Genomic DNA, 22,690 nt, shown 5'->3' on the forward strand with positions numbered 1-22,690 from the left:
GCACTGGCATGCAATTTGCTCCCTTGTGAGGCAGGTTGCCTTGGCAGAGTATTCGCGCCGGCATCACCCATATCTAAGGGCACTCCACTACCCGCCCGAAGCCACCCGGAGGACATATGTCGAAGTCGGTTCAACTCATCAAAGATCATGACGTCAAGTGGATTGATCTGCGCTTCACTGACACCAAAGGCACTCAACATCACGTGACCATGCCGGCCCGTGATGCGCTGGACGACGAATTCTTCGAAATCGGCAAGATGTTCGACGGTTCTTCCATCTCCGGCTGGAAAGGCATCGAAGCCTCCGACATGATCCTGATGCCGGACGACGAAACCGCCGTCCTGGACCCGTTCACCGAAGAGCCGACCCTGATCCTGGTCTGCGACATCATCGAACCTTCGACCATGCAAGGTTATGACCGCGACCCACGCGCCATTGCCCACCGCGCCGAGGAATACCTGAAGTCCACCGGTATCGGCGACACCGCTTTCTTCGGTCCAGAGCCTGAGTTCTTCATCTTTGACTCGGTCAAGTTCAAGTCCGATATCTCCGGCTCCATGTTCAAGATCTTCTCCGAACAAGGTTCGTGGATGTCCGACCAGGACGTGGAAGGCGGCAACAAAGGCCACCGTCCAGGTATCAAAGGCGGCTACTTCCCGGTTCCACCGTTCGACTTCGACCACGAAATCCGTACCTCCATGTGCAACGCACTGGAAGAAATGGGCCAGACCGTCGAAGTTCACCACCACGAAGTGGCAACTGCCGGCCAGAACGAAATCGGTGTGAAATTCAACACACTGGTGAAGAAGGCTGACGAAGTCCAGACCCTGAAGTACTGCGTACACAACGTTGCCGACGCCTACGGCCGCACCGCGACCTTCATGCCGAAGCCTCTGTACGGCGACAACGGTTCGGGCATGCACGTGCACATGTCGATCTCCAAGGACGGCAAGAACACCTTCGCTGGCGAAGGTTATGCCGGTCTGTCGGACACTGCCCTGTACTTCATCGGTGGCATCATCAAGCACGGTAAGGCCCTGAACGGCTTCACCAACCCGTCGACCAACTCCTACAAGCGTCTGGTACCAGGCTTCGAAGCCCCGGTCATGCTGGCCTACTCGGCTCGCAACCGTTCCGCCTCGATCCGTATCCCTTACGTTAACAGCCCAAAAGCCCGCCGTATCGAAGCGCGCTTCCCGGATCCGGCTGCCAACCCATACCTGGCCTTCGCTGCACTGATGATGGCCGGCCTGGACGGTATCCAGAACAAGATCCACCCTGGCGATGCCGCTGACAAAAACCTGTATGACCTGCCGCCTGAAGAGGCCAAGGAAATCCCACAGGTTTGTGGCAGCCTGAAAGAAGCCCTGGAAGAGCTGGACAAGGGCCGTGCGTTCCTGACCAAGGGCGGCGTATTCAGCGATGACTTCATCGACGCTTACATCGCACTGAAAAGCGAAGAAGAAATCAAGGTTCGCACCTTCGTACACCCACTGGAATACGAGCTGTACTACAGCTGCTGATCCAGTAAGCGCCGCCACGCACGGCGTGAACTAAAGAGAGGCCTCCTTCGGGAGGCCTTTTTTATGGGCGCAGGATGCGTGCATGATGGTGCGCCGCTTCCCTTACAAGACGAGATCGCCAATGACTTCCCGCTTGAAGATTTGCCTCGCCCTGTCTGCCGCACTGCTGTGTTCCACAGCCGAGGCCAGCAACGCCCCCGACGCCCTGACGCCGTTGCTCAATGCCATCGGCGAACGCCTGCTGATCGCAGATCAAGTGGCATTGAGCAAATGGGACAGTGGCAAACCCGTAGAGGACCGTCCGCGCGAGCGCGAAGTCATTGCCGCCGCCGTGGCCCAGGCGCCCACCTACAAGCTGAACGGCGAGACGGTGGAGGCGTTTTTCGCCGCCCAGATAGAAGCCAACAAACTGGTCCAATACATCAACTTGTCCGACTGGGCCCTGGACGGCAAGGCGCCAGACCTGCCGCGCCCGGACCTGGTAGGCGAGATCCGCCCTAAACTCGACCGCCTGCAAAAACGCCTGCTGCAACAACTGGCCGACTTCGCGCCCTACCGCACCGATCCACAGTGCCCGCAATGGCTGGCCCAGGCCACCCACCACAACAAACAGCACCCGGTGCACCGGCTGGCCCTGATCCGGGCAACCGGCGGACTGTGTATATCCATAAAACCCTGAGGCCACACCCCCTTTCCCTGTGGGAGCGAGCTTGCTCGCGATGAGGCGGACTCTGGGCTGGGCGCAACACTTTGGCCAACCGCTCTCCGTGACCTATGCTGCAACTATCACCTCTTGTTTTCGGTCAATTTTTCCATGGGTCGTGGTTTATCAATCTTCTTTTTGTTGCTGCTGACGCTGCCCGCCGCCGCGCAGATCTACAAATACACCGACGCCAACGGCAACACCGCCTACAGCAACCAGCCGCCCGACGGCGTGCCGGCCCAGGCGGTGGAGTTGCCGCCGCTCAACAGCGTTGAAACCCAGGCTCCGACCACCCCGGAAACGCCCGCACCTGCGCAAAACAACGACGCGCCGCGCAACGCCTACGACCTGCTGGAACTGACCGACATTCCAACCGATGAGGCCCTGCGCGCCAACAATGGCACCTTCACCGTCGGCGTTCGGACACAACCGCGCCTGCAAAGCCCCCATCTGTTCAGGTTGCTGCTGGACGGCCAGCCCTATGGCCAGCCTAGCAATGTGCCACGGCTGCAATTGATGAACATCGATCGCGGCGAGCACAGCCTCGCAGTCCAGGTCATCGACGGCGAGCGCCTGGTGCAGCAGAGCGAAACCGTCACCTTCACCGTGCAGCGGGTACACGTTCCTTGAGCCGCTGGTTACTCGCCGCAGCCCTGCTGTTGAGCGCATCGCCGGGCCTGGCGCAGGTCTATACCTACATCGACGCCCAGGGCAATCGTGTCTTCACCGACCAGCCCCGCCCCGGCAATGCCAAGAAACTGCAGCTATCACCGGGCAACCGGGTGCAGGCGCCGCCCCCGGGTACAACCTCAACGGCGCCACCGGAGGAACCGCGACCCGAACCATTGTTTCGTTACGAGATGCTCCGGCTGCTGATTCCCGAACCGGACGCCACGATACGCAGCACCGCCGGGGAGCTGATCGTCACCGCCACCAGCGAACCCGGCCTGCAGAAAGGCCATCGCTACCGCCTGCTGCTGGATGGCAAACCCACCGGCGCCGCAGGGCCCAGCCCGGTATTCGCGTTGAAGAATATCGACCGTGGCAGCCATCAACTGGCGGTTGAAATCCTCGATGAGCAAGACCGTATCGTCGAACGCACCGCCAACCAACCCTTCCACATGCAGCGCATGTCCCTGGCACAGAAGCGCCGCGTCAAACCTTGTACAAAGGCCGATTACGGCCAACGTCCCGAATGCCCGCTCGCCGACAAGCCCAAGGAAGAAGAAAGCAGCATCCTGCCGTTCTTCTAATGCCCCTGGAGATGGAGCACCATATTGGTGCAGGCTCCGCACGCCCTACCCAGATACCAACCCATTTTGGTTCGAAAATACCCGAAAGCGCTGGCAGAACGCCGCGTAAACGAGCGTACAAAGGCTGATTGAGGCTTTAAACGCTTCTTTTCGGAGCCTTGGTTTGGTTTTTGCATTTTCCTGGTATCAGCGCATTAATCGCGCGCGCAATTTGAGGGCTTGCCTCCAATTGCTACGCTTTAAAAGAGGTCCTGATGACCATTAGCGACGCACTACACCGCTTGCTGCTCGACAATCTCACCACCGCGACCATCCTGCTCGACGCCGAACTGCGCCTTGAGTACATGAACCCGGCGGCGGAGATGCTCTTGGCTGTCAGTGGCCAGCGCAGCCATGGGCAGTTCATCAGCGAACTGTTTACCGAATCCGCCGAAGCGCTCAACTCCCTGCGCCAGGCCGTCGAGCAAGCCCACCCATTCACCAAGCGCGAAGCCATGCTCACCGCCCTGACCGGCCAGACCCTGACCGTCGACTACGCGGTAACGCCTATCCTGAACAACCACGCCACCCTCCTGTTGCTGGAAGTCCATCCCCGTGATCGCCTGCTGCGCATCACCAAGGAAGAGGCGCAATTGTCCAAGCAGGAAACCAGCAAGATGCTGGTGCGCGGCCTCGCCCACGAGATCAAGAATCCGCTTGGCGGCATACGTGGCGCGGCGCAGTTGCTCGCCCGTGAGCTGCCGGAAGAAAGCCTCAAGGACTACACCAACGTCATCATCGAGGAAGCCGACCGCCTGCGGAACCTGGTGGACCGCATGCTCGGCTCGAACAAGCTTCCGTCCCTGGCGATGTGCAACGTCCACGAAGTGCTGGAGCGCGTCAGCAGCCTGGTCGAAGCGGAAAGCCAGGGCTGCATCACGTTGGTGCGCGACTACGACCCGAGCATCCCCGACGTCCTGATCGACCGCGAGCAGATGATCCAGGCCGTGCTGAACATCGTGCGCAACGCCATGCAGGCCATCAGCAGCCAGAACGAGCTGCGCCTGGGCCGCATCAGCCTTCGCACCCGCGCCATGCGCCAGTTCACCATCGGCCATGTGCGTCATCGCCTGGTGACCAAGATCGAAATCATCGACAACGGCCCGGGGATCCCTGCCGAGCTGCAGGAAACCATCTTCTTTCCCATGGTCAGCGGCCGCCCGGACGGTACCGGGCTGGGGCTGTCCATCACCCAGAACATCATCAGTCAGCATCAGGGCTTGATCGAATGTGAAAGCCACCCTGGCCACACCACTTTCTCGATCTTCCTGCCACTGGAACAAGGAGCCACATCGACATGAGCCGTAGTGAAACCGTGTGGATCGTCGATGACGACCGTTCTATCCGCTGGGTCCTGGAAAAAGCCTTGCAACAGGAAGGCATGACCACCCAGAGCTTCGACAGCGCCGATGGGGTGATGAGCCGCCTGGCCCGTCAGCAGCCGGACGTCATCATCTCCGATATCCGCATGCCCGGCGCCAGTGGCCTGGACCTGCTGGCGAGGATTCGCGAGCAGCATCCGCGCTTGCCGGTGATCATAATGACCGCTCATTCCGACCTGGACAGCGCCGTCGCGTCCTACCAGGGCGGTGCGTTCGAATACCTGCCCAAGCCGTTCGACGTCGACGAAGCCGTGTCCCTGGTCAAGCGCGCCAACCAGCATGCCCAGGAACAACAAGGCCTGGAAGAAGTGCCAGCCCTGGCCCGCACCCCGGAAATCATCGGCGAAGCGCCGGCGATGCAGGAAGTGTTTCGCGCCATCGGCCGCCTGAGCCATTCCAACATCACCGTGCTGATCAACGGCGAGTCGGGCACTGGCAAGGAATTGGTTGCCCATGCCCTCCACCGTCACAGTCCCCGGGCGGCGTCGCCATTCATTGCTTTGAACATGGCGGCGATTCCCAAGGATCTGATGGAATCCGAGCTGTTCGGCCATGAAAAAGGTGCGTTTACCGGCGCGGCCAACCTTCGACGCGGACGCTTCGAACAGGCCGATGGCGGCACCTTGTTCCTTGACGAAATCGGCGACATGCCGGCCGACACCCAGACCCGCCTGCTTCGGGTATTGGCGGACGGTGAGTTCTATCGCGTGGGCGGCCATACGCCGGTCAAAGTGGATGTGCGGATCATCGCCGCGACCCACCAGAACCTGGAAACCCTGGTCCACGCCGGTAAATTCCGGGAAGACTTATTCCATCGCCTGAACGTGATCCGCATCCACATACCGCGCCTGGCCGACCGCCGCGAAGACATCCCGACCCTGGCCCGGCATTTCCTTGGCCGCGCCGCTCAGGAACTGGCCGTGGAGCCCAAGCTGCTCAAGAGCGAAACCGAGGAATACCTCAAGAACCTGCCATGGCCCGGCAACGTGCGCCAATTGGAGAACACTTGCCGCTGGATCACGGTAATGGCTTCGGGGCGCGAAGTGCATATCAGCGACCTGCCACCCGAGCTGTTGAGCCTGCCACAAGATTCGGCGCCGGTGACCAATTGGGAACAGGCCCTGCGCCAGTGGGCCGACCAGGCGTTGGCCCGCGGCCAATCGAGCCTGCTGGACAGCGCCGTGCCGAGCTTCGAACGCATCATGATCGAGACCGCCCTCAAGCACACCGCCGGCCGCCGCCGCGACGCCGCCGTGCTGCTGGGCTGGGGCCGCAATACCTTGACCCGCAAGATCAAGGAATTGGGGATGAAGGTCGATGGTGGGGATGATGATGAGGGAGATGAGGGTTGATCAGCCTTTGATCCTTCACTGAATTTGAAGGCCCAATCGCGAGCAGGCTCGCTCCCACAGGTTTTGGGAACGACACAGAGCTACTGTGGGAGCAGCCTGCTCGCGATGCTTTTAAAGGTTTTGTGCACCGCTTCAATGCACTGCGGGCTGCAATTGCCCCACTGTAACAAGCCAAAAGCCGGTGGACCATGCTAGGAAAACCAGCCCACACAAAAGCCAAAGCCCCGGAATACGGGGCTTTGCTCATTCACAGCAGTGTTTTCGTGACAAGCCGTTTAAAACTGGCACGCCCCCTGCAATAGCTAGGTCACTACCCAGTTTTGGGGACCTTGGTACAGGCAGGCCGGGGATTCCCCTCTTTTATACCGGGCTCTCGAGCCCGCTGTTTTGGGGGCCTTGATACAGGCAGGTCAAGGTTTCCCTTCTTTACACCCAGGGCTCTGCGCCAAGCGCGAGCCCTCCCGTTTTGGGAACCTTGGTACAGGCAGGCCGGGGATTCCCTCTTTTATTGCTCTTGGAGACGGATCTCCAGCCGCCAGCGGTCATCGACTTCGCTGCCGGCCCATTCCCCTCGCAACGGACGCGCCGCCACCAGCGTCAGCAACAACCCCTTGTCACTCAACCGCACCCGCCAATTCACGTCCTTGCCGTTGAGCTTGAGCTGGCCCTTCTGCGGTCGACCTTCGGCCTGGAACAACAGTGCCACGGAGCCGTCGACGATTTCCCCGTGGAGCTTGGGTTCATTGTTGAACCAGGCTACCAACACGCCATCGCCCGCCTCGATCTGTTGCAGCGCACTGGGGTCAGGCGTGGTCAGACGGCCGATCATTAGCCCGACCATCATGCCGAAGATCGCCAGCGAGCCCAGCACCCGAGGCAATAGCTTCGAACGTCGGTCGGTTTGCGGCGTAGAATGCCGCTCATCTTTATCTGCGGAGCCGTGCATGTTTCACGTCATCCTTTTTCAACCGGAAATACCGCCCAATACCGGCAACGTCATCAGGCTGTGCGCCAACAGCGGCTGCCACCTGCATTTGATCGAACCACTGGGCTTCGAGATGGACGACAAGCGCCTGCGCCGCGCGGGCCTCGATTATCACGAGTATGCCACTTTGCAGCGGCACGCCGACCTCGCCAGTTGCCTGGAAAGCCTGGGGCACCCACGTCTGTTCGCGTTCACCACCAAGGGTTCACGGCCGTTTCATGACGCCAGTTTCGTCGCCGGTGATGCGTTTCTGTTCGGCCCCGAAAGTCGCGGCCTGCCGGCCGATGTGCTCGACGCCCTGCCGGCGGAACAGCGCCTGCGCCTGCCGATGCGCGAAGGCTGCCGCAGCCTGAACCTGTCCAACACCGTAGCAGTGGCGGTTTACGAGGCGTGGCGGCAGAACGGCTTCCGGTAACAAGATTGACAATCCCGGGCCAGAAACCCCTGTGGGAGCGAGCCTGCTCGCGATAGCGGTGTATCAGTCAACTCACTGCTGACTGACATACCGCTTTCGCGAGCAGGCTCGCTCCCACAGGTTTTGTGCCTGGCTATGGAACGGATTACTGAACGGTCGCGCCGCCTTCCTCTTGCATGCGCTGCAGCTCTTGTGCGTACAGAGCATCGAAGTTCACCGGAGCCAGCATCAGGGCCGGGAACGAACCGCGGGTCACCAGGCTGTCCAGGGTTTCGCGAGCGTAAGGGAACAGGATGTTCGGGCAGAAGGCGCCCAGGGTGTGGCTCATCGAAGCGGCGTCGAGGTTCTTGATCAGGAAGATACCGGCTTGCTGGACTTCGGCAATGAACGCCACTTCGTCACCGTTTTTCACGGTCACGGACAGGGTCAGCACCACTTCGTGGAAATCTTCTTCCAGGGCTTTCTGACGGGTGTTCAGGTCCAGGGCCACGCTCGGCTCCCACTGCTGACGAAAGATCGCCGGGCTTTTCGGGGCCTCGAAGGACAGGTCACGGACATAGATGCGCTGCAAGGAGAATTGCGGTGCGGCTTCTTCTTCAGTGGCAGCAGTGTTCTGTTGGTCAGTCATCGCAGATCCTTCTTACTTCAGTTCTATTGATAAGGAATTCAAGCCTTGAGCAGCGCGTCAAGCTTGCCGGCGCGCTCCAAGGCATACAGGTCATCGCAACCGCCCACGTGAGTGCCGCCGATCCAGATCTGCGGCACGGAAGTACGCCGGGCCTTCTGGGTCATTTCGGCGCGCAGTTGCGGCTTGCCGTCGACCTTGATCTCTTCGAAAGCCACGCCTTTGCTTTGGAGCAAGTGCTTGGCTCGGGAGCAGTAGGGGCAGTAATCGCTGGAATAGACAACAACGTGGGGCATGTCACTTCACCAGGGGCAGATTGTCGGCTTTCCAGCTTGCAACGCCACCGGACAGTTTGGCGGCGGTGAAGCCGGATTTCATCAGTTCGCGGGCGAGGGTCCCGGCCTGCTGGCCTTGGGCGTCGACCAGGATTACCGTCTTGGCCTTGTGCTTTTCCAGTTCGCCTACGCGTGCGACCAGTTTGTCCTGAGGGATGTTCAGCGCGCCGACAATGTGACCAGCGGCGTAGTCCTTGCTCGGACGAATATCGACCACGACGCCGGCGTCCTTGTTGACCAGCGCGGTCAGCTCGCCAGTGCTCAGGCTGCGACCGCCGCCCTGCATCGTGTGGGCAACCAGCAAAGCCAGCAGTACGACGAAGATACCGACGAGAATGTAGTGGTTAGTGGCAAATTCAATCAGGTGAGCAACCATCGAAGGAGGTTCCAGGGCGTTAAAATGTCGGCCAGTATACACAGCACGCAAGGCCGGCCAAACCCCGCCCGGCGGTGACGGCACCGGAACTTACCTTTAAACTGCCCGTCCCTTTTCCATCGTCTTCTTTTAACCAGCCACGAGTGGATTCCATGACTACCACGCCTAAACCTTTGGTCCTGATGATTCTGGACGGCTTCGGTCACAGTGACAGCCACGAATCCAACGCCGTATACGCGGCCAGGAAGCCTGTGCTCGATCGCCTGTGGGCCACCGTGCCGAACGGCTTGATCTCCGGCAGCGGCATGGACGTCGGCCTGCCGGACGGGCAGATGGGCAACTCCGAGGTCGGCCACATGAACCTCGGCGCGGGCCGCGTGGTTTACCAGGACTTTACCCGCGTGACCAAGTCGATCCGCGACGGCGATTTCTTCGAAAACCCCACCATCTGCGCCGCCGTGGACAAAGCAGTGGCCGCTGGCAAGGCCGTGCACTTCATGGGCCTGCTGTCGGACGGCGGCGTGCACAGCCACCAGGACCACCTGGTCGCCATGGCCGAACTCGCTGCCAAGCGCGGCGCCCAGAACATCTACCTGCACGCCTTCCTCGATGGCCGCGACACGCCGCCCAAGAGCGCCGAGTCGTCGATCAAAGTACTGGACGACACCTTCAAGGCGTTGGGCAAGGGCCGGATCGCCAGCCTGATCGGCCGTTATTTCGCCATGGACCGTGACAATCGCTGGGACCGCGTCGCCCAGGCCTACAACCTGATCGTCGACGGCAATGCCGAATTCCATGCCGCCACCGCGCAAGAGGGTCTGCAAGCGGCTTATGAACGCGGCGAAAGCGACGAATTCGTCAAGGCCACCACCCTCGGCGAGCCGGTAAAAGTCGAAGACGGCGACGCCGTGGTGTTCATGAACTTCCGTGCCGACCGTGCCCGCGAACTGACCCGCGTATTTGTCGAAGATGATTTCAAGGAATTCGACCGCGCCCGCCAGCCGAAACTGGCCGGCTTCGTGATGCTGACTCAATACGCCGCCAGCATTCCCGCGCCATCCGCCTTTGCCGCCGGCAGCCTGGACAACGTGCTGGGCGACTACTTGGCGAAAAACGGCAAGACCCAGCTGCGCATCGCCGAAACCGAAAAGTACGCCCACGTGACGTTCTTCTTCTCCGGTGGCCGTGAAGAACCCTTCCCGGGCGAAGAACGCATCCTGATCCCCTCGCCGAAAGTCGCCACCTATGACCTGCAGCCGGAAATGAGCGCGCCGGAAGTGACCGACCGCATCGTCGATGCCATCGAGAACCAGCGCTACGACGTAATCGTGGTCAACTACGCCAACGGCGACATGGTGGGCCATAGCGGCGTGTTCGAGGCGGCGGTCAAGGCCGTTGAATGCTTGGACACCTGCGTGGGTCGCATCGTCGACGCCTTGGAAAAAGTAGGCGGCGAAGCCCTGATCACGGCGGACCATGGCAATGTCGAGCAAATGTCCGATGAGTCCACCGGCCAGGCCCACACCGCCCACACCACCGAGCCGGTGCCGTTCATTTATGTCGGCAAGCGCGACTTCAAGGTCCGCGACGGCGGCGTGCTGGCTGACGTGGCACCGACCATGCTGATGTTGCTGGGCATGGAGAAACCGGCGGAGATGACCGGGACTTCGATCCTGGTCTGACGAAGCGTCGCAGGTTTGAGCACAGCTTGTGTGGCGAGGGAGCTTGCTCCCGCTCGATGGCGCAGCCATCGCAAAGGCTTCTGGCCTGATCTACTGTCGAGGGGCTGCTTCGCAGCCCAGCGGGAGCAAGCTCCCTCGCCACAGCAAGCTCGCTCCCACATTGGGGTTTGGTGTTTTTTCGGCCAGTTATCACACAGCCCTAAATGGGCGTTTTTTTTGCAGCGTGGGGCGGGCATACTAGGCCGTCCCTTTCCCTGGTGCCACCCGCCTCTATGCTCCGCGTCCTGATAGCCCTTGCCCTGACCTGCCTGCTCCAACCGGCCTTCGCCGACGAGCGCGCGCAAACCCAACAGCAGTTGGAAGCCACGCGCCAGGACATCGCCGAGCTGAAGAAACTGCTGGGCAAGCTGCAGGAAGAAAAATCCAGTGTGCAGAAGGACTTGCGCGGCACCGAGACCGAGATGGGCAAGCTGGAGAAGCAGGTCGAGGCCCTGCAGAAAGAGCTGAAGAAAAGCGAATCCGAGCTGCAACGGCTCGATGGAGAGAAAAAAAAACTCCAGAGCGCGCGCACTGAACAGCAAAAGCTGATCGCGATCCAGGCCCGAGCGGCCTACCAGAACGGTCGCCAGGAATACCTCAAGCTGCTCCTCAACCAGCAGAACCCCGAGAAATTCGCCCGCACCCTCACTTATTACGACTACCTGAGCCAGGCACGCCTGGAACAGCTCAAGAATTTCAACGAAACCCTGCGCCAACTGGCCAATGTCGAAAAAGACATCGAGTTGCAGCAAGCCCAATTGCTGGTCCAGAAAAGCAGTCTCGACACCCAGCGCGAAGAACTCGAGAAAGTCCGCAAGGAGCGCCAGGTTGCCCTGGCCAAACTCAATGACGATGTGAAAGCCCGCGACAGCAAGCTCAAGGCCCGCGAGCAAGACCAGGCCGAACTGGCCAACGTCTTGAAGACGATCGAGGAAACACTGGCCCGCCAGGCCCGAGAGGCTGAAGAAGCGCGCCAGAAAGCGCTGATCGCCCAGCAGGAAGCCGAAAAAAAGCGTTTACGTGAAGCCCAGGCCGACGCGGACGCCGGCGACGCGCCGCGCAAACCTGCAAAATCGAGCCCCGGCACGCTGGTTTCCAGCGGTGGAGAAACCTTCGGCGGTGCTTTTGGTTCGGCCCGGGGAAAACTTCCATGGCCGGTCAATGGTCGATTGCTTGCGCGCTTCGGTGAAACCCGCGGCGACGATACCCGCACCAAGTGGGACGGCGTGATGATCAGCGCCTCCGCCGGCAGCCAGGTGCACGCCGTGCATGGCGGGCGCGTGGTGTTTGCCGATTGGCTGCGCGGCGCCGGCCTGTTGGTGATTCTCGACCACGGCAACGGTTACTTGAGCCTGTACGGCCACAACCAGACGCTGCTCAAGGCGGCGGGCGATGTGGTCAAGGCCGGCGAGTCCATCTCCACGGTCGGCAACAGTGGCGGGCAGGATACGCCAGCACTGTATTTCGCTATTCGTCAGCAGGGTCGCCCCAGCGACCCGGCCCAATGGTGTCGTGCGCAAGGATAAGCGCGCCCATCCTATTAAGGAGTTCGTTCGACATGCTGCATTTGTCCCGCCTCACCTCGCTGGCCCTGACGATCGCCCTCGTGATCGGCGCGCCCCTGGCCTTCGCCGCCGAAACGGCCCCGTCGGCACCCGCCGCCACCGCCGCGACCACCAAGGCTCCGCTGCCGCTGGACGAACTGCGCACCTTCGCCGAGGTCATGGACCGGATCAAGGCTGCCTACGTCGAGCCCGTGGATGACAAACAGCTGCTGGAAAACGCCATCAAAGGCATGCTCAGCAACCTTGACCCGCACTCGGCCTACCTGGGGCCGGAGGATTTTGCCGAGTTGCAGGAAAGCACCAGTGGCGAGTTCGGCGGCCTGGGTATCGAAGTCGGCAGCGAAGACGGCTTCGTCAAAGTCGTCTCGCCAATCGACGATACGCCCGCTTCCAAGGCCGGCATCCAGGCCGGTGACTTCATCGTCAAGATCAACGGCCAGCCGACACGCGGCCAGAGCATGACCGAAGCCGTAGACAAGATGCGCGGCAAGATCGGCCAGAAAATCACCCTGACGCTGGTGCGCGACGGCGGCACGCCATTCGACGTGACCCTCACGCGAGCGGTCATCCAGGTCAGGAGCGTGAAGAGCCAGTTGTTGGAGTCGGGCTACGGCTACATCCGGATCACGCAGTTCCAGGTCAAGACCGGCGAAGAGGTCGCCAAGGCCCTGGCCAAGTTGCGCAAGGACAACGGCAAGAAGCTCAACGGGCTGGTTCTGGACCTGCGCAACAACCCCGGCGGCGTACTGCAATCGGCCGTCGAGGTGGTGGATCACTTCATCACCAAGGGCCTGATCGTCTACACCAAGGGGCGCATTGCCAATTCCGAGCTGCGCTTCTCGGCCACTGGCAACGACCTGAGCGAAGCCGTGCCATTGGTGGTGCTGATCAACGGCGGCAGTGCCTCGGCCTCGGAAATCGTCGCCGGCGCCCTGCAGGACCAGAAACGCGGCGTGGTCATGGGCACCACCAGTTTTGGCAAGGGCTCGGTGCAGACCGTGTTGCCGCTGAACAACGATCGAGCCTTGAAGATCACCACCGCGCTGTACTTCACCCCCAACGGCCGCTCCATCCAGGCCCAGGGCATCGTTCCGGACATCGAAGTGCGCAAGGCCAAGATCACCAGCGAAGCGGACAGCGAATACTTCAAGGAAGCCGACCTGCAAGGTCACTTGGGCAATGGCAACGGCGGCGCCGACAAGCCGACCGGTTCCGGTGCCAAGGCCAAGCCAATGCCGCAGGACGACGACTATCAGTTGGCCCAGGCCTTGAGCTTGCTCAAGGGGTTGAACATCACTTCCGGCCGCTGAGATGTTCCGGCGGTTTACCTTCGTCCTGCTGTGCCTGCTGGCGGGAGCCGTTAACGCGGCGCCCGCTACACCTTCTTCGCCGCATAAGGCGTACCTGAGCCTGATTATCGACGACCTGGGGCAAAACCTGCCTCGGGATCTCCGGGTACTGGCCCTCCCTGGGCCCGTCACCGCTGCGATCATGCCCGACACACCCCATGCCGCCGAACTTGCCCGCGAAGCCCATCGCGCCGGCAAACTGGTCATGCTCCACATGCCCATGGACCCGGCCAACGGGCCGTTCGCCTGGCATCCGGAACTGCCTGTCGAAGAACTGGGCAAGCGCCTGGACGCCGCGTTTGCCGCAGTGCCCTATACCAGCGGCGTCAACAACCACATGGGTAGCCGCATGACCGCCCAACCCAGGGCCATGGCGTGGTTGATGGCGAACCTGCAACAGCGGCACAAGTTTTTCGTCGACAGCCGCACCAGCGCCCAGACGGTCGCCGGCGCCGAGGCCCAGAAAATCGGCCTCGCCAGCGTGTCGCGGGATGTGTTCCTGGATGACGAGCGCACCGAAGCAGCCATCGCCCATCAGCTCCAGACCGCCATCGACCTGGCCCGCCGGCAGGGCTCGGCCGTGATGATCGGCCACCCCTACCCACAGACCCTGGCGGTACTCGAACGCGAACTACCCAAGCTCAAGGCTCAGGGCATCGAATGGATCGACATCAAATCGATGATCAGCCTGCGCAGCAACCGAGCAATGGCCGGGCATGGGAAAGATGGGGTTTATCGGTAGCGACGGTAACCGCGTCGCCGCCATCGCGAGCAAGTTCGCTCCCACAGGGGATCTGCGGTGAACACAAATCTTGTGCCCGATGCAGAACCATTGTGGGGGCGAGCCTGCTCGCGATGGCGGCCGCGCGGCGGGTGAAGTGCTTAGAGATACCGCGCCATGATCGCGTCCACCGTACCGTCCTTGCGCAGTTCGTCCAGGGCCGCTTGGAGTCGGGCAACCACATCGTCCGGCACGTCCTTGTTCAACGCCAGGTACAGCTCGGCACTGTTGAATCGCAGCACGGTCTTGAGATCGCTCACGCCTTCCTGCCGCGCCAGGTAACGCCCGGCCGGGTCTCCGGTGGCCCACAGATCGATCTGGCCGCTGATCAGCTTCCTGGCGTTGTCCTGATCGCGCAACACGACGACAGGCTTGAGTCCTTGCTTGGCCAATGTCTCGGCAATAGCGTCGCCCTTGTAGGCGCCAATCTTGTATTCACGCGCCTGCTCAAGCGAGTCTAGGGCAATTTTGCTGTCTGCCTTGGCTAGCATGACCCAGTCGTCCGGGCCGATAGGGCCGACCCATTTGAAGAGTTTCTCGCGCTCCGGCAACCGCGCCGTGACGAACACCCCGTAGCCGGGTTTCTCCAGGGCGAGCTTGTAGATTCGTTCCCAAGGAAAGCGCAATGTCAGGCTGTAAGTAATGTCGGCGCGCTTGAAGATCTCGCGCACGATGTCCACGGCGATGCCATGGATGTTTTCGTCCTGGGCGAAGTTCTTGCCGTTCTTGGCCATGTTGTATGGCGGGAAATTTTCCGTCAGCAATACCACGCCGACATCGCGATGTTCTTGAGCCTGCGCCCCATTGATGAACAACAGCACGGTGCCGGCAAGAAAGAAAACCAAACGTCTGAACATGTCTGACTACCGAAGATCCATGGCGAGCCAAGAGTGCCTCAGGGCCGCAATCATGTCTACGGTCGTTACTTGCCGCCGGCTCAACCTTTCAGGCTAGAGGTTCCAGCCTTCAAGGGTGAGGTAATTAGTTACCGCCAGCCAACAGGCGCGCTCTGGTTAATTGAAACACCGGCCTGACCGGTTTCTATTCATTTAATCAGAGGCAGCGTTTTATGAGATCGATCTTATTTCCCTTAATGGCCGTGCTGTGCGTGTCGGCTTTGCAAGGTATTGCTCACAGCAAGGACTATGGCGATGGCCTGCAAAACTTCGCAGCGTCCAGGGTCTTGGAAAATGCGGATGGCAAATATGACCATTGGCGAGGCATCGGTCGGCTGTATACCGACAGTTATTGCACCGCCACACTGCTCGATACTCAGGATTCCACTGTGGCCGGACCAACGCCCGCCTATGTGGTCACCACGGGTTTCTGTACGAGGCAAATCGACGAAAGCAACATGACGGACACCCCCATAAGCGGCCACATCTATTTCAGTTACTTCGCTGACACCTTGTTATTCCAGATCTACCCGGTAAAAAAAGTGGCATGGCGGAGTATGCATGGCACCAATCTTTCTATCATCGAGCTGAACGTCAGCCTTCAGGAACTCATCAGGGCCGGTATAAAACCATTGAAATTGGCCCAGGGACAGCCGACTGATGGAACCGATGTGTTGACGGTAGGAGCCTCGTTGGGTTTTCCAAAGAACACACTGCGCATGGCCGCGTGCACACTGCAATCTGCCGACGAGGTCATCAAAGGTCAGTTTGTCTGGCGAAACAACATAATGAATCAATGCTCGGATCTGGCGGGAGGCAGTGAAGGAGGCCCCATCCTTGATCGTTACACCAACGAGATTGTCGGTGTGCTGAACACCAGTGCCACACCCGAGGGCTTCACCCCATGCGAATGGTATGTGCCTTGTATGCGCACCAACAGTGGCTATAAACCAATCCCCGACAACCACTATGGAACTTCAACGGCTTTTCTCAACGGGTGCTTCGTGCAAGGCCATCTGGTCAAGGACGTGACGGCATCTTGCGCGCTTTACCCGTCATTTTCCGTTGACCTGGAAAAAAACAGCCCGGCGCGGTATCAGCGTCTTGTAAAACAGCCTGACGGGACCATAGCAATCCCGACTTGGAACTACCGCTTCAAGATCAGCACTGCCTTTTATCGCCACAAGACGGTTCGTACCGCAAAGCACTGCGAAAACGGCCAAAACTATAGCGATCCAATCAGCTCGGTCGACGCGTTTATAGACACTGATATCGGCACTCAGCCAGGCGTCTATTTCCTATGCATTATTGGTGTTGACTCCTCGGGACCGGCAGAGCCACTCACTACCCTTTCGCTGCCGGTAGAAATCCTGGACGGCGCTCCGACAGCCCAGCCAAATTTGTCGATCTACGCGGGCATCGGAGTCGCACTGGAACAATCCGAGGATCAATACCATACCTACGCCATCAAGTTCGGCCCGCCGGAAACGACAGACTGCACTGAAGCGCAAGAGTACGAACCCTATGACCAGAGAGGTTATTTGTTCGAAAACGAAGAACTGCCGCAGAAATTCTGCAGCATCGCTTACGACAAAATGGATCAGGAATCCAAGCCCAGGGAAGACTTGCTAAGTCCTGCCACAAGCCGGCAGGAGACCAGCCCGACACTCTGACAGGCACCAGGCGGTTTTCGATGAAGAAACCTATCGAATGCAGATACCGCGCTGCGCCATATAAGCTTTGGCCTCCGGCACGGTGTACTCGCCGAAGTGGAAGATACTCGCCGCCAATACCGCGCTGGCGTGACCTTCGAGGATGCCGTCAGCCAAGTGCTGCAGGTTGCCGACACCGCCGGAAGCGATGACTGGAATGCCCAGTGCATCGCTGATGGCGCGGGTGACGCCCAGGTCGAAGCCGTTTTTCATGCCGTCCTGGTCCATGCTGGTCAGCAGGATCTCACCGGCGCCCAGGGCTTCCATTTTCTTTGCCCATTCAACAGCGTCCAGACCCGTGGGTTTGCGCCCACCATGGGTGAAGATTTCCCAGCGCGGGGTTTCGCCGGGGGCGGAAACCTTCTTCGCGTCGATGGCCACGACGATGCACTGCGAGCCGAAGTGCTGCGCTGCTTCACCGACAAATTCGGGGTTGAACACCGCCGCGGTGTTGATCGACACCTTGTCCGCCCCGGCATTGAGCAGGTTGCGGATGTCCTGAACGGAGCGCACGCCGCCGCCCACGGTCAGCGGGATGAACACCTGGCTGGCCATGCGCTCGACGGTATGCAGTGTGGTATCGCGGCCATCGACACTGGCCGTGATGTCGAGGAAGGTAATCTCATCGGCACCCTGCTCGTCGTAGCGGCGAGCAATTTCCACCGGGTCGCCGGCGTCACGGATGTTCTCGAATTTGACGCCCTTGACCACCCGGCCGTTGTCCACGTCCAGGCAAGGGATGATGCGTTTGGCCAGCGCCATGGTCAGTCCTCAGCCTTTGTAGGAATCGCAGAAAGCTTGCGCTTCAGCGACGTCGAGGGTGCCCTCATAGATCGCACGCCCGGTGATTGCGCCGATAATGCCCGGCGCCTTGGCGTCGAGCAGCGACTTGACGTCACCCAGATTATGAATGCCACCGGAAGCGATCACCGGGATCTTGGTGGCAGCGGCCAGCGCAGCGGTGAACGGTACGTTGCAGCCCTGCATCATGCCGTCTTTGGCGATGTCGGTATAAACGATCGAGGACACGCCGTCGGCTTCAAACTGCTTGGCCAGATCGATGACCTGCACGGAGCTGATTTCAGCCCAGCCATCGGTGGCGACGAAACCGTCTTTGGCATCCAGGCCAACGATGATTTTGCCAGGGAACGCGCGACAGGCTTCAGCGACGAAAGCCGGGTCTTTCACGGCCTTGGTGCCGATGATCACGTAGCTCACGCCAGCCTTGACGTAGTGCTCGATGGTTTCCAGCGAGCGGATGCCGCCACCGATCTGGATCGGCAGGTTCGGATAGCGCTTGGCGATGGCCGTGACCACTTCGCCATTGACCGGCTGGCCTTCGAAAGCACCGTTCAGGTCAACCAGATGCAGGCGACGGCAGCCGCCCTCCACCCACTTGGCGGCCATGCTCACCGGGTCATCGGAAAACACCGTGGAGTCTTCCATGCGGCCCTGGCGCAGACGTACGCAAGCGCCGTCCTTGAGATCGATAGCGGGGATAATCAGCATCTGGCAAACCCTTAAATACGAGTATTCAGCTTGGCTCGGGAATCAGTTTTTCTCGAGCGCCCACAAGTCGCTTTCAATGCTTTCGAACCTTTCTTTAAGGTGCGCCTGCACATCGAAAATCGCCCTGTTGTAATAGTGCGGAGCAATTTCGCGGGTAAACAGGTCAAGAATTTCCGCCGCTTCGAACGAGCCCAGGTCCAGCTCGAAACGTTCCTCCATGAACCGCTGGATCTTGCGGTTCGCTTCACTTTCCTGCTCAGGCGTGAGGGTGAGGATCGGCGGTTTCTTGCGTGCCATTACCAGCGTCCGTCCCATGCGGCGAAGTTCTGCAATAGCTGCAGGCCATGGGTATGGCTCTTCTCCGGATGGAACTGCACGGCGAAGCGCGAACCATCGGCCAGGGCCGCGGCGAAATCGACGCCATAGTGACCGCTGCCCACCACCTGCCGCGCGTTGCCGGCGGCGATGTAGTAGCTGTGCACGAAGTAGAAGCGCGCCAAGTCAGGGATGTTGTGCCACAGGGGATGATCGACCGCCTGCTTCACTTCGTTCCAGCCCATGTGCGGGACTTTCAGATGTTCGCCATCCTCATGCAGGCCCTTGCCGAAAAACTTTACCTGGCCGGGGAACAGCGAAATGCAATCGACGCCATCGTTCTCTTCGCTGCGATCGAGCAAAGCCTGCATGCCCACGCAGATGCCGAGGAACGGCCGATCCTGGCTGACTTCGTGCACCAGCTTGTCGAAGCCCAGGCGACGAATCTCGGCCATGCAATCACGAATCGCGCCGACACCGGGGAACACCACGCGGTCGGCTTCGCGAATCACATCGGCATCGCTGGTGATCAGCACCTTGCCGGCGCCCACGTGCTCGAGGGCCTTGGCCACCGAGTGCAGGTTGCCCATGCCGTAGTCGATAACCGCGACCGTCTGCATTACAGCACGCCCTTGGTGGAAGGCATCTGGCCGGCCATGCGGTCATCGAGCTCCACCGCCATGCGCAGCGCGCGGCCAAAGGCCTTGAACACGGTTTCGATCTGGTGATGGGTGTTGTGCCCGCGCAGGTTGTCGATGTGCAGGGTCACGTTGGCGTGGTTGACGAAGCCCTGGAAGAATTCCTGGAACAGGTCAACGTCGAAGCCGCCGACGGTGGCACGGGTGTACGGCACATGCATTTGCAGGCCAGGGCGGCCGGAGAAGTCGATGACCACGCGCGACAGCGCTTCATCGAGCGGCACGTAGGCATGGCCGTAGCGACGGATGCCTTTTTTGTCGCCGATGGCCTGGGTAAAGGCCTGGCCCAAGGTGATACCGACGTCTTCCACCGTGTGGTGGTCGTCGATATGCAGGTCGCCCTTGCTGACGATGTCCAGGTCGATCAGCCCGTGACGGGCGATCTGGTCCAGCATGTGCTCAAGAAAAGGCACGCCGATATCAAACCGGGCCTTTCCGGTGCCATCCAGGTTGATCGAGGCTTTGATCTGGGTTTCCAGAGTGTCGCGCTCGACAGACGCCTTACGTTCGGCCATCACCAGCTCCGCAAAATCATTGGGCGAAAAAGGCAGCCATTATAGGGGCGCGAGCGGCAAACAGAAACAAAAGAGGTGACATCACTGACGGGTTGAAACCCGGGCTGTCGGCGATAGACATGTGCATACAAGTCTTATCCACCAGCCAAAACGACTGTGGGAGCGAGCTTGCTCGCGATGAGGCGTGTCAGCCGACATTACTGTCCGCTGACCCACCGCTATCGCGAGCAAGCTCGCTCCCACAAGGGCTGCCCTGACCTGATGATCAGGGCAACGGTCTTAACGGAACAACACCGCCGTCTTCTGCAGGGTCACCCACACACCCCACGCCAACGGAATGCCCACCACCAGCCAGGCGGCGATTGCCAAAGGCTTGGTGCCCGGCGCGGCTTTCCATTCCAGCGAAGTGGTGCTGTCGGCGCCCTTGTCATGGCCCAGCGCCTGTTCAGCGGCCAGTTCGGCGTCGGTCATGAAGTACTTGTCGGCGACCGGACGGACCATCAGGTTACACAGGAAACCCAGCACCAGCAGGCCGGCCAGGATGTACAAGGTGATGTCATAGGCCGCGGCACGCTCGACGCCGATGCTCAGCTGATATTCACGCAAGTAGTTCACCAGAACCGGGCCCAGCACGCCTGCCGCCGCCCACGCCGTCAGCAGACGACCGTGGATCGCGCCAACCATTTGCGTACCGAACAGGTCCGCCAGGTAGGCCGGCACGGTTGCGAAACCGCCGCCGTACATCGACAGGATGATGCAGAACGCCGCCACGAACAGCGCGATACTGCCCAAGTGACCCAGGTTCGGGATCAGCGCGTACAGGGCAACACCCAATGCGAAGAACACGAAGTAGGTGTTTTTACGGCCCAGGTAGTCCGAGAAGGACGCCCAGAAGAACCGGCCACCGATGTTGAACAGGCTCAACAGACCGGTGAAACCGGCCGCAATGGCAGCGATCTGGCCCAGTTGCACGGCGTCCAGCTGACCGAAAGGCAGGTCGTTGCCCAGCAGTTTGCCGCCAAACACTTCCTGCAGCAGTGGCGAAGCCATGCCCAGGATGCCGATACCGGCGGATACGTTCAGGCACAGCACCAGCCATACCAGGCGGAACTGCGGGGTTTTCCAGGCAACGTTCACGTGAACGTGACGATGAGTGATCATCGCGTTCGCGGCTTTCTTCGGTGCCGGGGTCCAGCCTTCAGGCTTCCAACCGGTTGGCGGAACGCGGTACGACAAGGCGCCACCGATCATGAACACGAAGTAGATCGCGGCCATCACCAGGAAGCTCTGCCAGACACCCACCTCGGTCGGCGTAGCGAAATGGCTCATCAGCGCCGCAGCCAGTGGAGCACCGACCATCGCACCGCCACCAAAGCCCATGATCGCCATGCCGGTCGCCATGCCGCGCTTGTCCGGGAACCATTTGATCAGCGTCGAGACTGGCGAGATATAGCCCAGGCCCAGGCCAATGCCGCCGATCACACCGGAACCGACCCACATCAGCCAGATCTGGTGGGTATAGATACCCAGCGCGGAAATCAGCAGGCCACCGCACCAGCACAATGCCGAAACAACGCCGGCCTTGCGTGGCCCGGCGTGTTCCAGCCAGCCGCCCCAGATGGCTGCCGAGCAGCCCAGGAAGATGAAGAACAGGGTGTAGATCCAGCCGAGCATGGAGATCGGCCAGTCACATTGGGACGAAAAGACTTGCGAGATGAAGCTCATATCCGGTGCACAGGCGACAGGCTTGGTGATACCCAAGGCCTTGGACAGTGGCAACCAGAACACCGAGAAGCCATAGGCCATGCCGATGCAGAGGTGGATGGCCAGCGCGGCCGGTGGAACCAGCCACCGGTTGAATCCGGGCTTGGCGATGATACGTTCCTTGGAGAGGAACGCAGGCTGGTCGGCGATGCCGTCCGCCGTGATGCTCGTGCTCATTGTGTATCCCCCAGTTATTGGAATGGTTCGCCAGCCACACCTCACCCTCAGCCTTCTTGCACGCAGGCATGACTGTATTCTGTGGTGAAGCTCCATTTTAGTGCGACATCACGTCGCAGAAGGACGGACGAACCGACAAAGGTTAACATTTGCTCGTGACAGAAAAACCAAAGTGCTATCACCTTTTTTCTCTCACTCGTCTTATCGCGCCTCTGCTGACTTTCTGTAGGGGGCAATTCGTTTATTTTTCAGGAATTTCCATGCCCATCGTTGTCGAGCACCTGAATGAAGCCACTCGTCAGGACGAGCAGGATCTGCAGAAAATCTATCGGGACGCGCCGGTCTGGCTGTTCGAGCCGTTCAGCGACGCCGCGCGACTCATAGAGAGATGTCTCGAGGAAGGCTCGTTGATCGCGGCACGCTTCAACGATCGCCTGCTCGGTGCAGCACGACTGCAACGGCACCAGAACGTCTGGCGCTTGTCCCACCTATGCGTGCGAAACGTCACTCGCCGCCGGGGCGTGGCGGAACGGCTGGTGAGCGAAGCCCGGAGGATGGCTGAGCAAGGCAACGCCGAGCTGCGACTGCAGGCGCCTGCCGGGCATCTGGAAGCCCAGGCCTTGGCGGCGAAATTGAAATTACCTCTGGATGTCGAATAGCTCCCTCGCCACGGGGACCGCGCCTGGCCGGGTAACGGCAG

At 60.4% G+C, this 22,690-nt stretch carries 24 protein-coding genes; 13 read left to right on the forward strand and 11 right to left on the reverse strand.

Annotated elements, in window-relative coordinates; genetic code table 11:
* Positions 1–116: 116 nt before the first annotated feature.
* The 6 genes from glnA (at position 117) to ntrC (ending at position 6,252) form a co-directional block, all read left to right on the forward strand.
* Positions 117–1,523, forward strand: coding sequence for a type I glutamate--ammonia ligase (gene glnA / locus DOCECA_RS20615; RefSeq protein WP_014336114.1), 1,407 nt, complete (start codon positions 117–119; stop codon positions 1,521–1,523).
* A gap of 121 nt (positions 1,524–1,644) precedes the next feature.
* Positions 1,645–2,202 (forward strand): chorismate mutase, encoded by a 558-nt coding sequence (locus DOCECA_RS20620; protein ID WP_434649284.1) that lies wholly within the window; start codon positions 1,645–1,647, stop codon positions 2,200–2,202.
* A 135-nt stretch (positions 2,203–2,337) separates the two neighbouring features.
* Complete coding sequence (locus DOCECA_RS20625) at positions 2,338–2,856, forward strand: DUF4124 domain-containing protein (RefSeq protein WP_434651196.1); 519 nt, start codon at positions 2,338–2,340, stop codon at positions 2,854–2,856.
* A complete protein-coding gene (locus tag DOCECA_RS20630) occupies positions 2,853–3,479 on the forward strand; it encodes a DUF4124 domain-containing protein (RefSeq protein WP_445571001.1) in 627 nt (208 codons plus the stop codon). The genes DOCECA_RS20625 and DOCECA_RS20630 overlap by 4 nt, the downstream gene beginning before the upstream one ends.
* A gap of 254 nt (positions 3,480–3,733) precedes the next feature.
* Positions 3,734–4,819: a nitrogen regulation protein NR(II) gene (gene glnL, locus DOCECA_RS20635; RefSeq protein ID WP_420766327.1), complete on the forward strand. Its 1,086-nt coding sequence runs from the start codon at positions 3,734–3,736 to the stop codon at positions 4,817–4,819.
* Complete coding sequence (ntrC, locus tag DOCECA_RS20640) at positions 4,816–6,252, forward strand: nitrogen regulation protein NR(I) (protein ID WP_420766328.1); 1,437 nt, start codon at positions 4,816–4,818, stop codon at positions 6,250–6,252. Before glnL ends, ntrC begins: the two co-directional genes overlap by 4 nt.
* Positions 6,253–6,757: 505 nt before the next feature.
* On the opposite strand, the gene DOCECA_RS20645 is transcribed toward ntrC, so the two are convergent.
* Positions 6,758–7,198, reverse strand: a complete 441-nt coding sequence (locus tag DOCECA_RS20645; protein WP_434608255.1) for a hypothetical protein — start codon at positions 7,196–7,198, stop codon at positions 6,758–6,760.
* Between DOCECA_RS20645 and trmL the strand changes: the two genes are divergently transcribed.
* Positions 7,197–7,652: a tRNA (uridine(34)/cytosine(34)/5-carboxymethylaminomethyluridine(34)-2'-O)-methyltransferase TrmL gene (gene trmL / locus DOCECA_RS20650; RefSeq protein ID WP_420766330.1), complete on the forward strand. Its 456-nt coding sequence runs from the start codon at positions 7,197–7,199 to the stop codon at positions 7,650–7,652. The two genes, DOCECA_RS20645 and trmL, sit on opposite strands and share 2 nt — an antisense overlap.
* A gap of 145 nt (positions 7,653–7,797) precedes the next feature.
* Here trmL and secB read toward each other — a convergent pair whose 3' ends face one another.
* Genes secB through DOCECA_RS20665 form a run of 3 tightly spaced genes read right to left on the reverse strand, consistent with a single transcriptional unit; the run spans position 7,798 to position 8,988 of the window.
* The gene (secB, locus tag DOCECA_RS20655) at positions 7,798–8,280 is read right to left on the reverse strand and encodes a protein-export chaperone SecB (RefSeq protein WP_420766331.1); all 483 of its coding nucleotides are present in this window, start codon (positions 8,278–8,280) and stop codon (positions 7,798–7,800) included.
* Positions 8,281–8,318: 38 nt separating this feature from the next.
* The gene (grxC, locus tag DOCECA_RS20660; RefSeq protein WP_434608259.1) at positions 8,319–8,573 is read right to left on the reverse strand and encodes a glutaredoxin 3; all 255 of its coding nucleotides are present in this window, start codon (positions 8,571–8,573) and stop codon (positions 8,319–8,321) included.
* Between the two features lies 1 nt (position 8,574).
* Positions 8,575–8,988 (reverse strand): rhodanese-like domain-containing protein, encoded by a 414-nt coding sequence (locus tag DOCECA_RS20665; protein ID WP_420766332.1) that lies wholly within the window; start codon positions 8,986–8,988, stop codon positions 8,575–8,577.
* 152 nt (positions 8,989–9,140) lie between these two features.
* On the opposite strand from DOCECA_RS20665, the gene gpmI reads away from it, so the two are divergent.
* The 4 genes from gpmI to DOCECA_RS20685 all read left to right on the forward strand — a co-directional run bounded on the left by gpmI (position 9,141) and on the right by DOCECA_RS20685 (position 14,365).
* Positions 9,141–10,670, forward strand: coding sequence for a 2,3-bisphosphoglycerate-independent phosphoglycerate mutase (gene gpmI, locus DOCECA_RS20670; protein WP_434675750.1), 1,530 nt, complete (start codon positions 9,141–9,143; stop codon positions 10,668–10,670).
* 272 nt (positions 10,671–10,942) lie between these two features.
* Positions 10,943–12,235: a murein hydrolase activator EnvC family protein gene (locus tag DOCECA_RS20675; RefSeq protein ID WP_420766334.1), complete on the forward strand. Its 1,293-nt coding sequence runs from the start codon at positions 10,943–10,945 to the stop codon at positions 12,233–12,235.
* 32 nt (positions 12,236–12,267) lie between these two features.
* Positions 12,268–13,584, forward strand: a complete 1,317-nt coding sequence (locus DOCECA_RS20680) for a S41 family peptidase (RefSeq protein ID WP_434608266.1) — start codon at positions 12,268–12,270, stop codon at positions 13,582–13,584.
* A gap of 1 nt (position 13,585) precedes the next feature.
* On the forward strand, positions 13,586–14,365 hold the full coding sequence (locus DOCECA_RS20685) for a divergent polysaccharide deacetylase family protein (protein WP_434608269.1): 780 nt from the start codon (positions 13,586–13,588) through the stop codon (positions 14,363–14,365).
* Positions 14,366–14,505: 140 nt separating this feature from the next.
* Here the strand turns inward: DOCECA_RS20685 and DOCECA_RS20690 are convergent, their stop codons facing one another.
* Positions 14,506–15,261 carry a substrate-binding periplasmic protein gene (locus tag DOCECA_RS20690; RefSeq protein ID WP_420766337.1) on the reverse strand — a complete coding sequence of 252 codons (756 nt, stop codon included), beginning with the start codon at positions 15,259–15,261 and terminating at the stop codon, positions 14,506–14,508.
* A gap of 212 nt (positions 15,262–15,473) precedes the next feature.
* Between DOCECA_RS20690 and DOCECA_RS20695 the strand changes: the two genes are divergently transcribed.
* On the forward strand, positions 15,474–16,973 hold the full coding sequence (locus tag DOCECA_RS20695) for a trypsin-like serine peptidase (RefSeq protein ID WP_445571002.1): 1,500 nt from the start codon (positions 15,474–15,476) through the stop codon (positions 16,971–16,973).
* A gap of 30 nt (positions 16,974–17,003) precedes the next feature.
* On the opposite strand, the gene hisF is transcribed toward DOCECA_RS20695, so the two are convergent.
* From hisF to DOCECA_RS20725, 6 genes are all read right to left on the reverse strand, one after another.
* The gene (gene hisF / locus DOCECA_RS20700; protein ID WP_420766339.1) at positions 17,004–17,774 is read right to left on the reverse strand and encodes an imidazole glycerol phosphate synthase subunit HisF; all 771 of its coding nucleotides are present in this window, start codon (positions 17,772–17,774) and stop codon (positions 17,004–17,006) included.
* A 9-nt stretch (positions 17,775–17,783) separates the two neighbouring features.
* Entirely contained in the window at positions 17,784–18,521 is a 738-nt protein-coding gene (gene hisA / locus DOCECA_RS20705) for a 1-(5-phosphoribosyl)-5-[(5-phosphoribosylamino)methylideneamino]imidazole-4-carboxamide isomerase (RefSeq protein ID WP_445571003.1), read from the reverse strand.
* 42 nt (positions 18,522–18,563) lie between these two features.
* Positions 18,564–18,818 (reverse strand): DUF2164 domain-containing protein, encoded by a 255-nt coding sequence (locus tag DOCECA_RS20710; protein ID WP_030141479.1) that lies wholly within the window; start codon positions 18,816–18,818, stop codon positions 18,564–18,566.
* Positions 18,818–19,456: an imidazole glycerol phosphate synthase subunit HisH gene (hisH, locus tag DOCECA_RS20715; protein ID WP_092173371.1), complete on the reverse strand. Its 639-nt coding sequence runs from the start codon at positions 19,454–19,456 to the stop codon at positions 18,818–18,820. The genes DOCECA_RS20710 and hisH overlap by 1 nt, the downstream gene beginning before the upstream one ends.
* On the reverse strand, positions 19,456–20,049 hold the full coding sequence (gene hisB, locus DOCECA_RS20720) for an imidazoleglycerol-phosphate dehydratase HisB (RefSeq protein ID WP_024778052.1): 594 nt from the start codon (positions 20,047–20,049) through the stop codon (positions 19,456–19,458). Before hisB ends, hisH begins: the two co-directional genes overlap by 1 nt.
* Positions 20,050–20,328: 279 nt before the next feature.
* A complete protein-coding gene (locus tag DOCECA_RS20725) occupies positions 20,329–21,990 on the reverse strand; it encodes an OFA family MFS transporter (RefSeq protein WP_434561140.1) in 1,662 nt (553 codons plus the stop codon).
* 260 nt (positions 21,991–22,250) lie between these two features.
* Between DOCECA_RS20725 and panM the strand changes: the two genes are divergently transcribed.
* Positions 22,251–22,649, forward strand: a complete 399-nt coding sequence (panM, locus tag DOCECA_RS20730; RefSeq protein WP_445571004.1) for an aspartate 1-decarboxylase autocleavage activator PanM — start codon at positions 22,251–22,253, stop codon at positions 22,647–22,649.
* The last annotated feature ends 41 nt before the right edge of the window (positions 22,650–22,690 follow it).

It is taken from the genome of Pseudomonas sp. E102, from assembly GCF_052660185.1.

Coding starts and splice junctions, on each gene's coding strand:
- DOCECA_RS20710 (WP_030141479.1), bottom strand. CDS start 18,818: ATGGCACGCAAGAAACCGCCGATCCTCACCCTCACGCCTGAGCAGGAA.
- secB (WP_420766331.1), bottom strand. CDS start 8,280: ATGACTGACCAACAGAACACTGCTGCCACTGAAGAAGAAGCCGCACCG.
- hisH (WP_092173371.1), bottom strand. CDS start 19,456: ATGCAGACGGTCGCGGTTATCGACTACGGCATGGGCAACCTGCACTCG.
- hisF (WP_420766339.1), bottom strand. CDS start 17,774: ATGGCGCTGGCCAAACGCATCATCCCTTGCCTGGACGTGGACAACGGC.
- ntrC (WP_420766328.1), top strand. CDS start 4,816: ATGAGCCGTAGTGAAACCGTGTGGATCGTCGATGACGACCGTTCTATC.
- grxC (WP_434608259.1), bottom strand. CDS start 8,573: ATGCCCCACGTTGTTGTCTATTCCAGCGATTACTGCCCCTACTGCTCC.
- DOCECA_RS20690 (WP_420766337.1), bottom strand. CDS start 15,261: ATGTTCAGACGTTTGGTTTTCTTTCTTGCCGGCACCGTGCTGTTGTTC.
- panM (WP_445571004.1), top strand. CDS start 22,251: ATGCCCATCGTTGTCGAGCACCTGAATGAAGCCACTCGTCAGGACGAG.
- DOCECA_RS20725 (WP_434561140.1), bottom strand. CDS start 21,990: ATGAGCACGAGCATCACGGCGGACGGCATCGCCGACCAGCCTGCGTTC.
- DOCECA_RS20645 (WP_434608255.1), bottom strand. CDS start 7,198: ATGCACGGCTCCGCAGATAAAGATGAGCGGCATTCTACGCCGCAAACC.
- glnL (WP_420766327.1), top strand. CDS start 3,734: ATGACCATTAGCGACGCACTACACCGCTTGCTGCTCGACAATCTCACC.
- hisA (WP_445571003.1), bottom strand. CDS start 18,521: ATGCTGATTATCCCCGCTATCGATCTCAAGGACGGCGCTTGCGTACGT.
- trmL (WP_420766330.1), top strand. CDS start 7,197: ATGTTTCACGTCATCCTTTTTCAACCGGAAATACCGCCCAATACCGGC.
- DOCECA_RS20685 (WP_434608269.1), top strand. CDS start 13,586: ATGTTCCGGCGGTTTACCTTCGTCCTGCTGTGCCTGCTGGCGGGAGCC.
- DOCECA_RS20665 (WP_420766332.1), bottom strand. CDS start 8,988: ATGGTTGCTCACCTGATTGAATTTGCCACTAACCACTACATTCTCGTC.
- gpmI (WP_434675750.1), top strand. CDS start 9,141: ATGACTACCACGCCTAAACCTTTGGTCCTGATGATTCTGGACGGCTTC.
- hisB (WP_024778052.1), bottom strand. CDS start 20,049: ATGGCCGAACGTAAGGCGTCTGTCGAGCGCGACACTCTGGAAACCCAG.
- DOCECA_RS20675 (WP_420766334.1), top strand. CDS start 10,943: ATGCTCCGCGTCCTGATAGCCCTTGCCCTGACCTGCCTGCTCCAACCG.
- glnA (WP_014336114.1), top strand. CDS start 117: ATGTCGAAGTCGGTTCAACTCATCAAAGATCATGACGTCAAGTGGATT.
- DOCECA_RS20625 (WP_434651196.1), top strand. CDS start 2,338: ATGGGTCGTGGTTTATCAATCTTCTTTTTGTTGCTGCTGACGCTGCCC.
- DOCECA_RS20620 (WP_434649284.1), top strand. CDS start 1,645: ATGACTTCCCGCTTGAAGATTTGCCTCGCCCTGTCTGCCGCACTGCTG.
- DOCECA_RS20695 (WP_445571002.1), top strand. CDS start 15,474: ATGAGATCGATCTTATTTCCCTTAATGGCCGTGCTGTGCGTGTCGGCT.
- DOCECA_RS20680 (WP_434608266.1), top strand. CDS start 12,268: ATGCTGCATTTGTCCCGCCTCACCTCGCTGGCCCTGACGATCGCCCTC.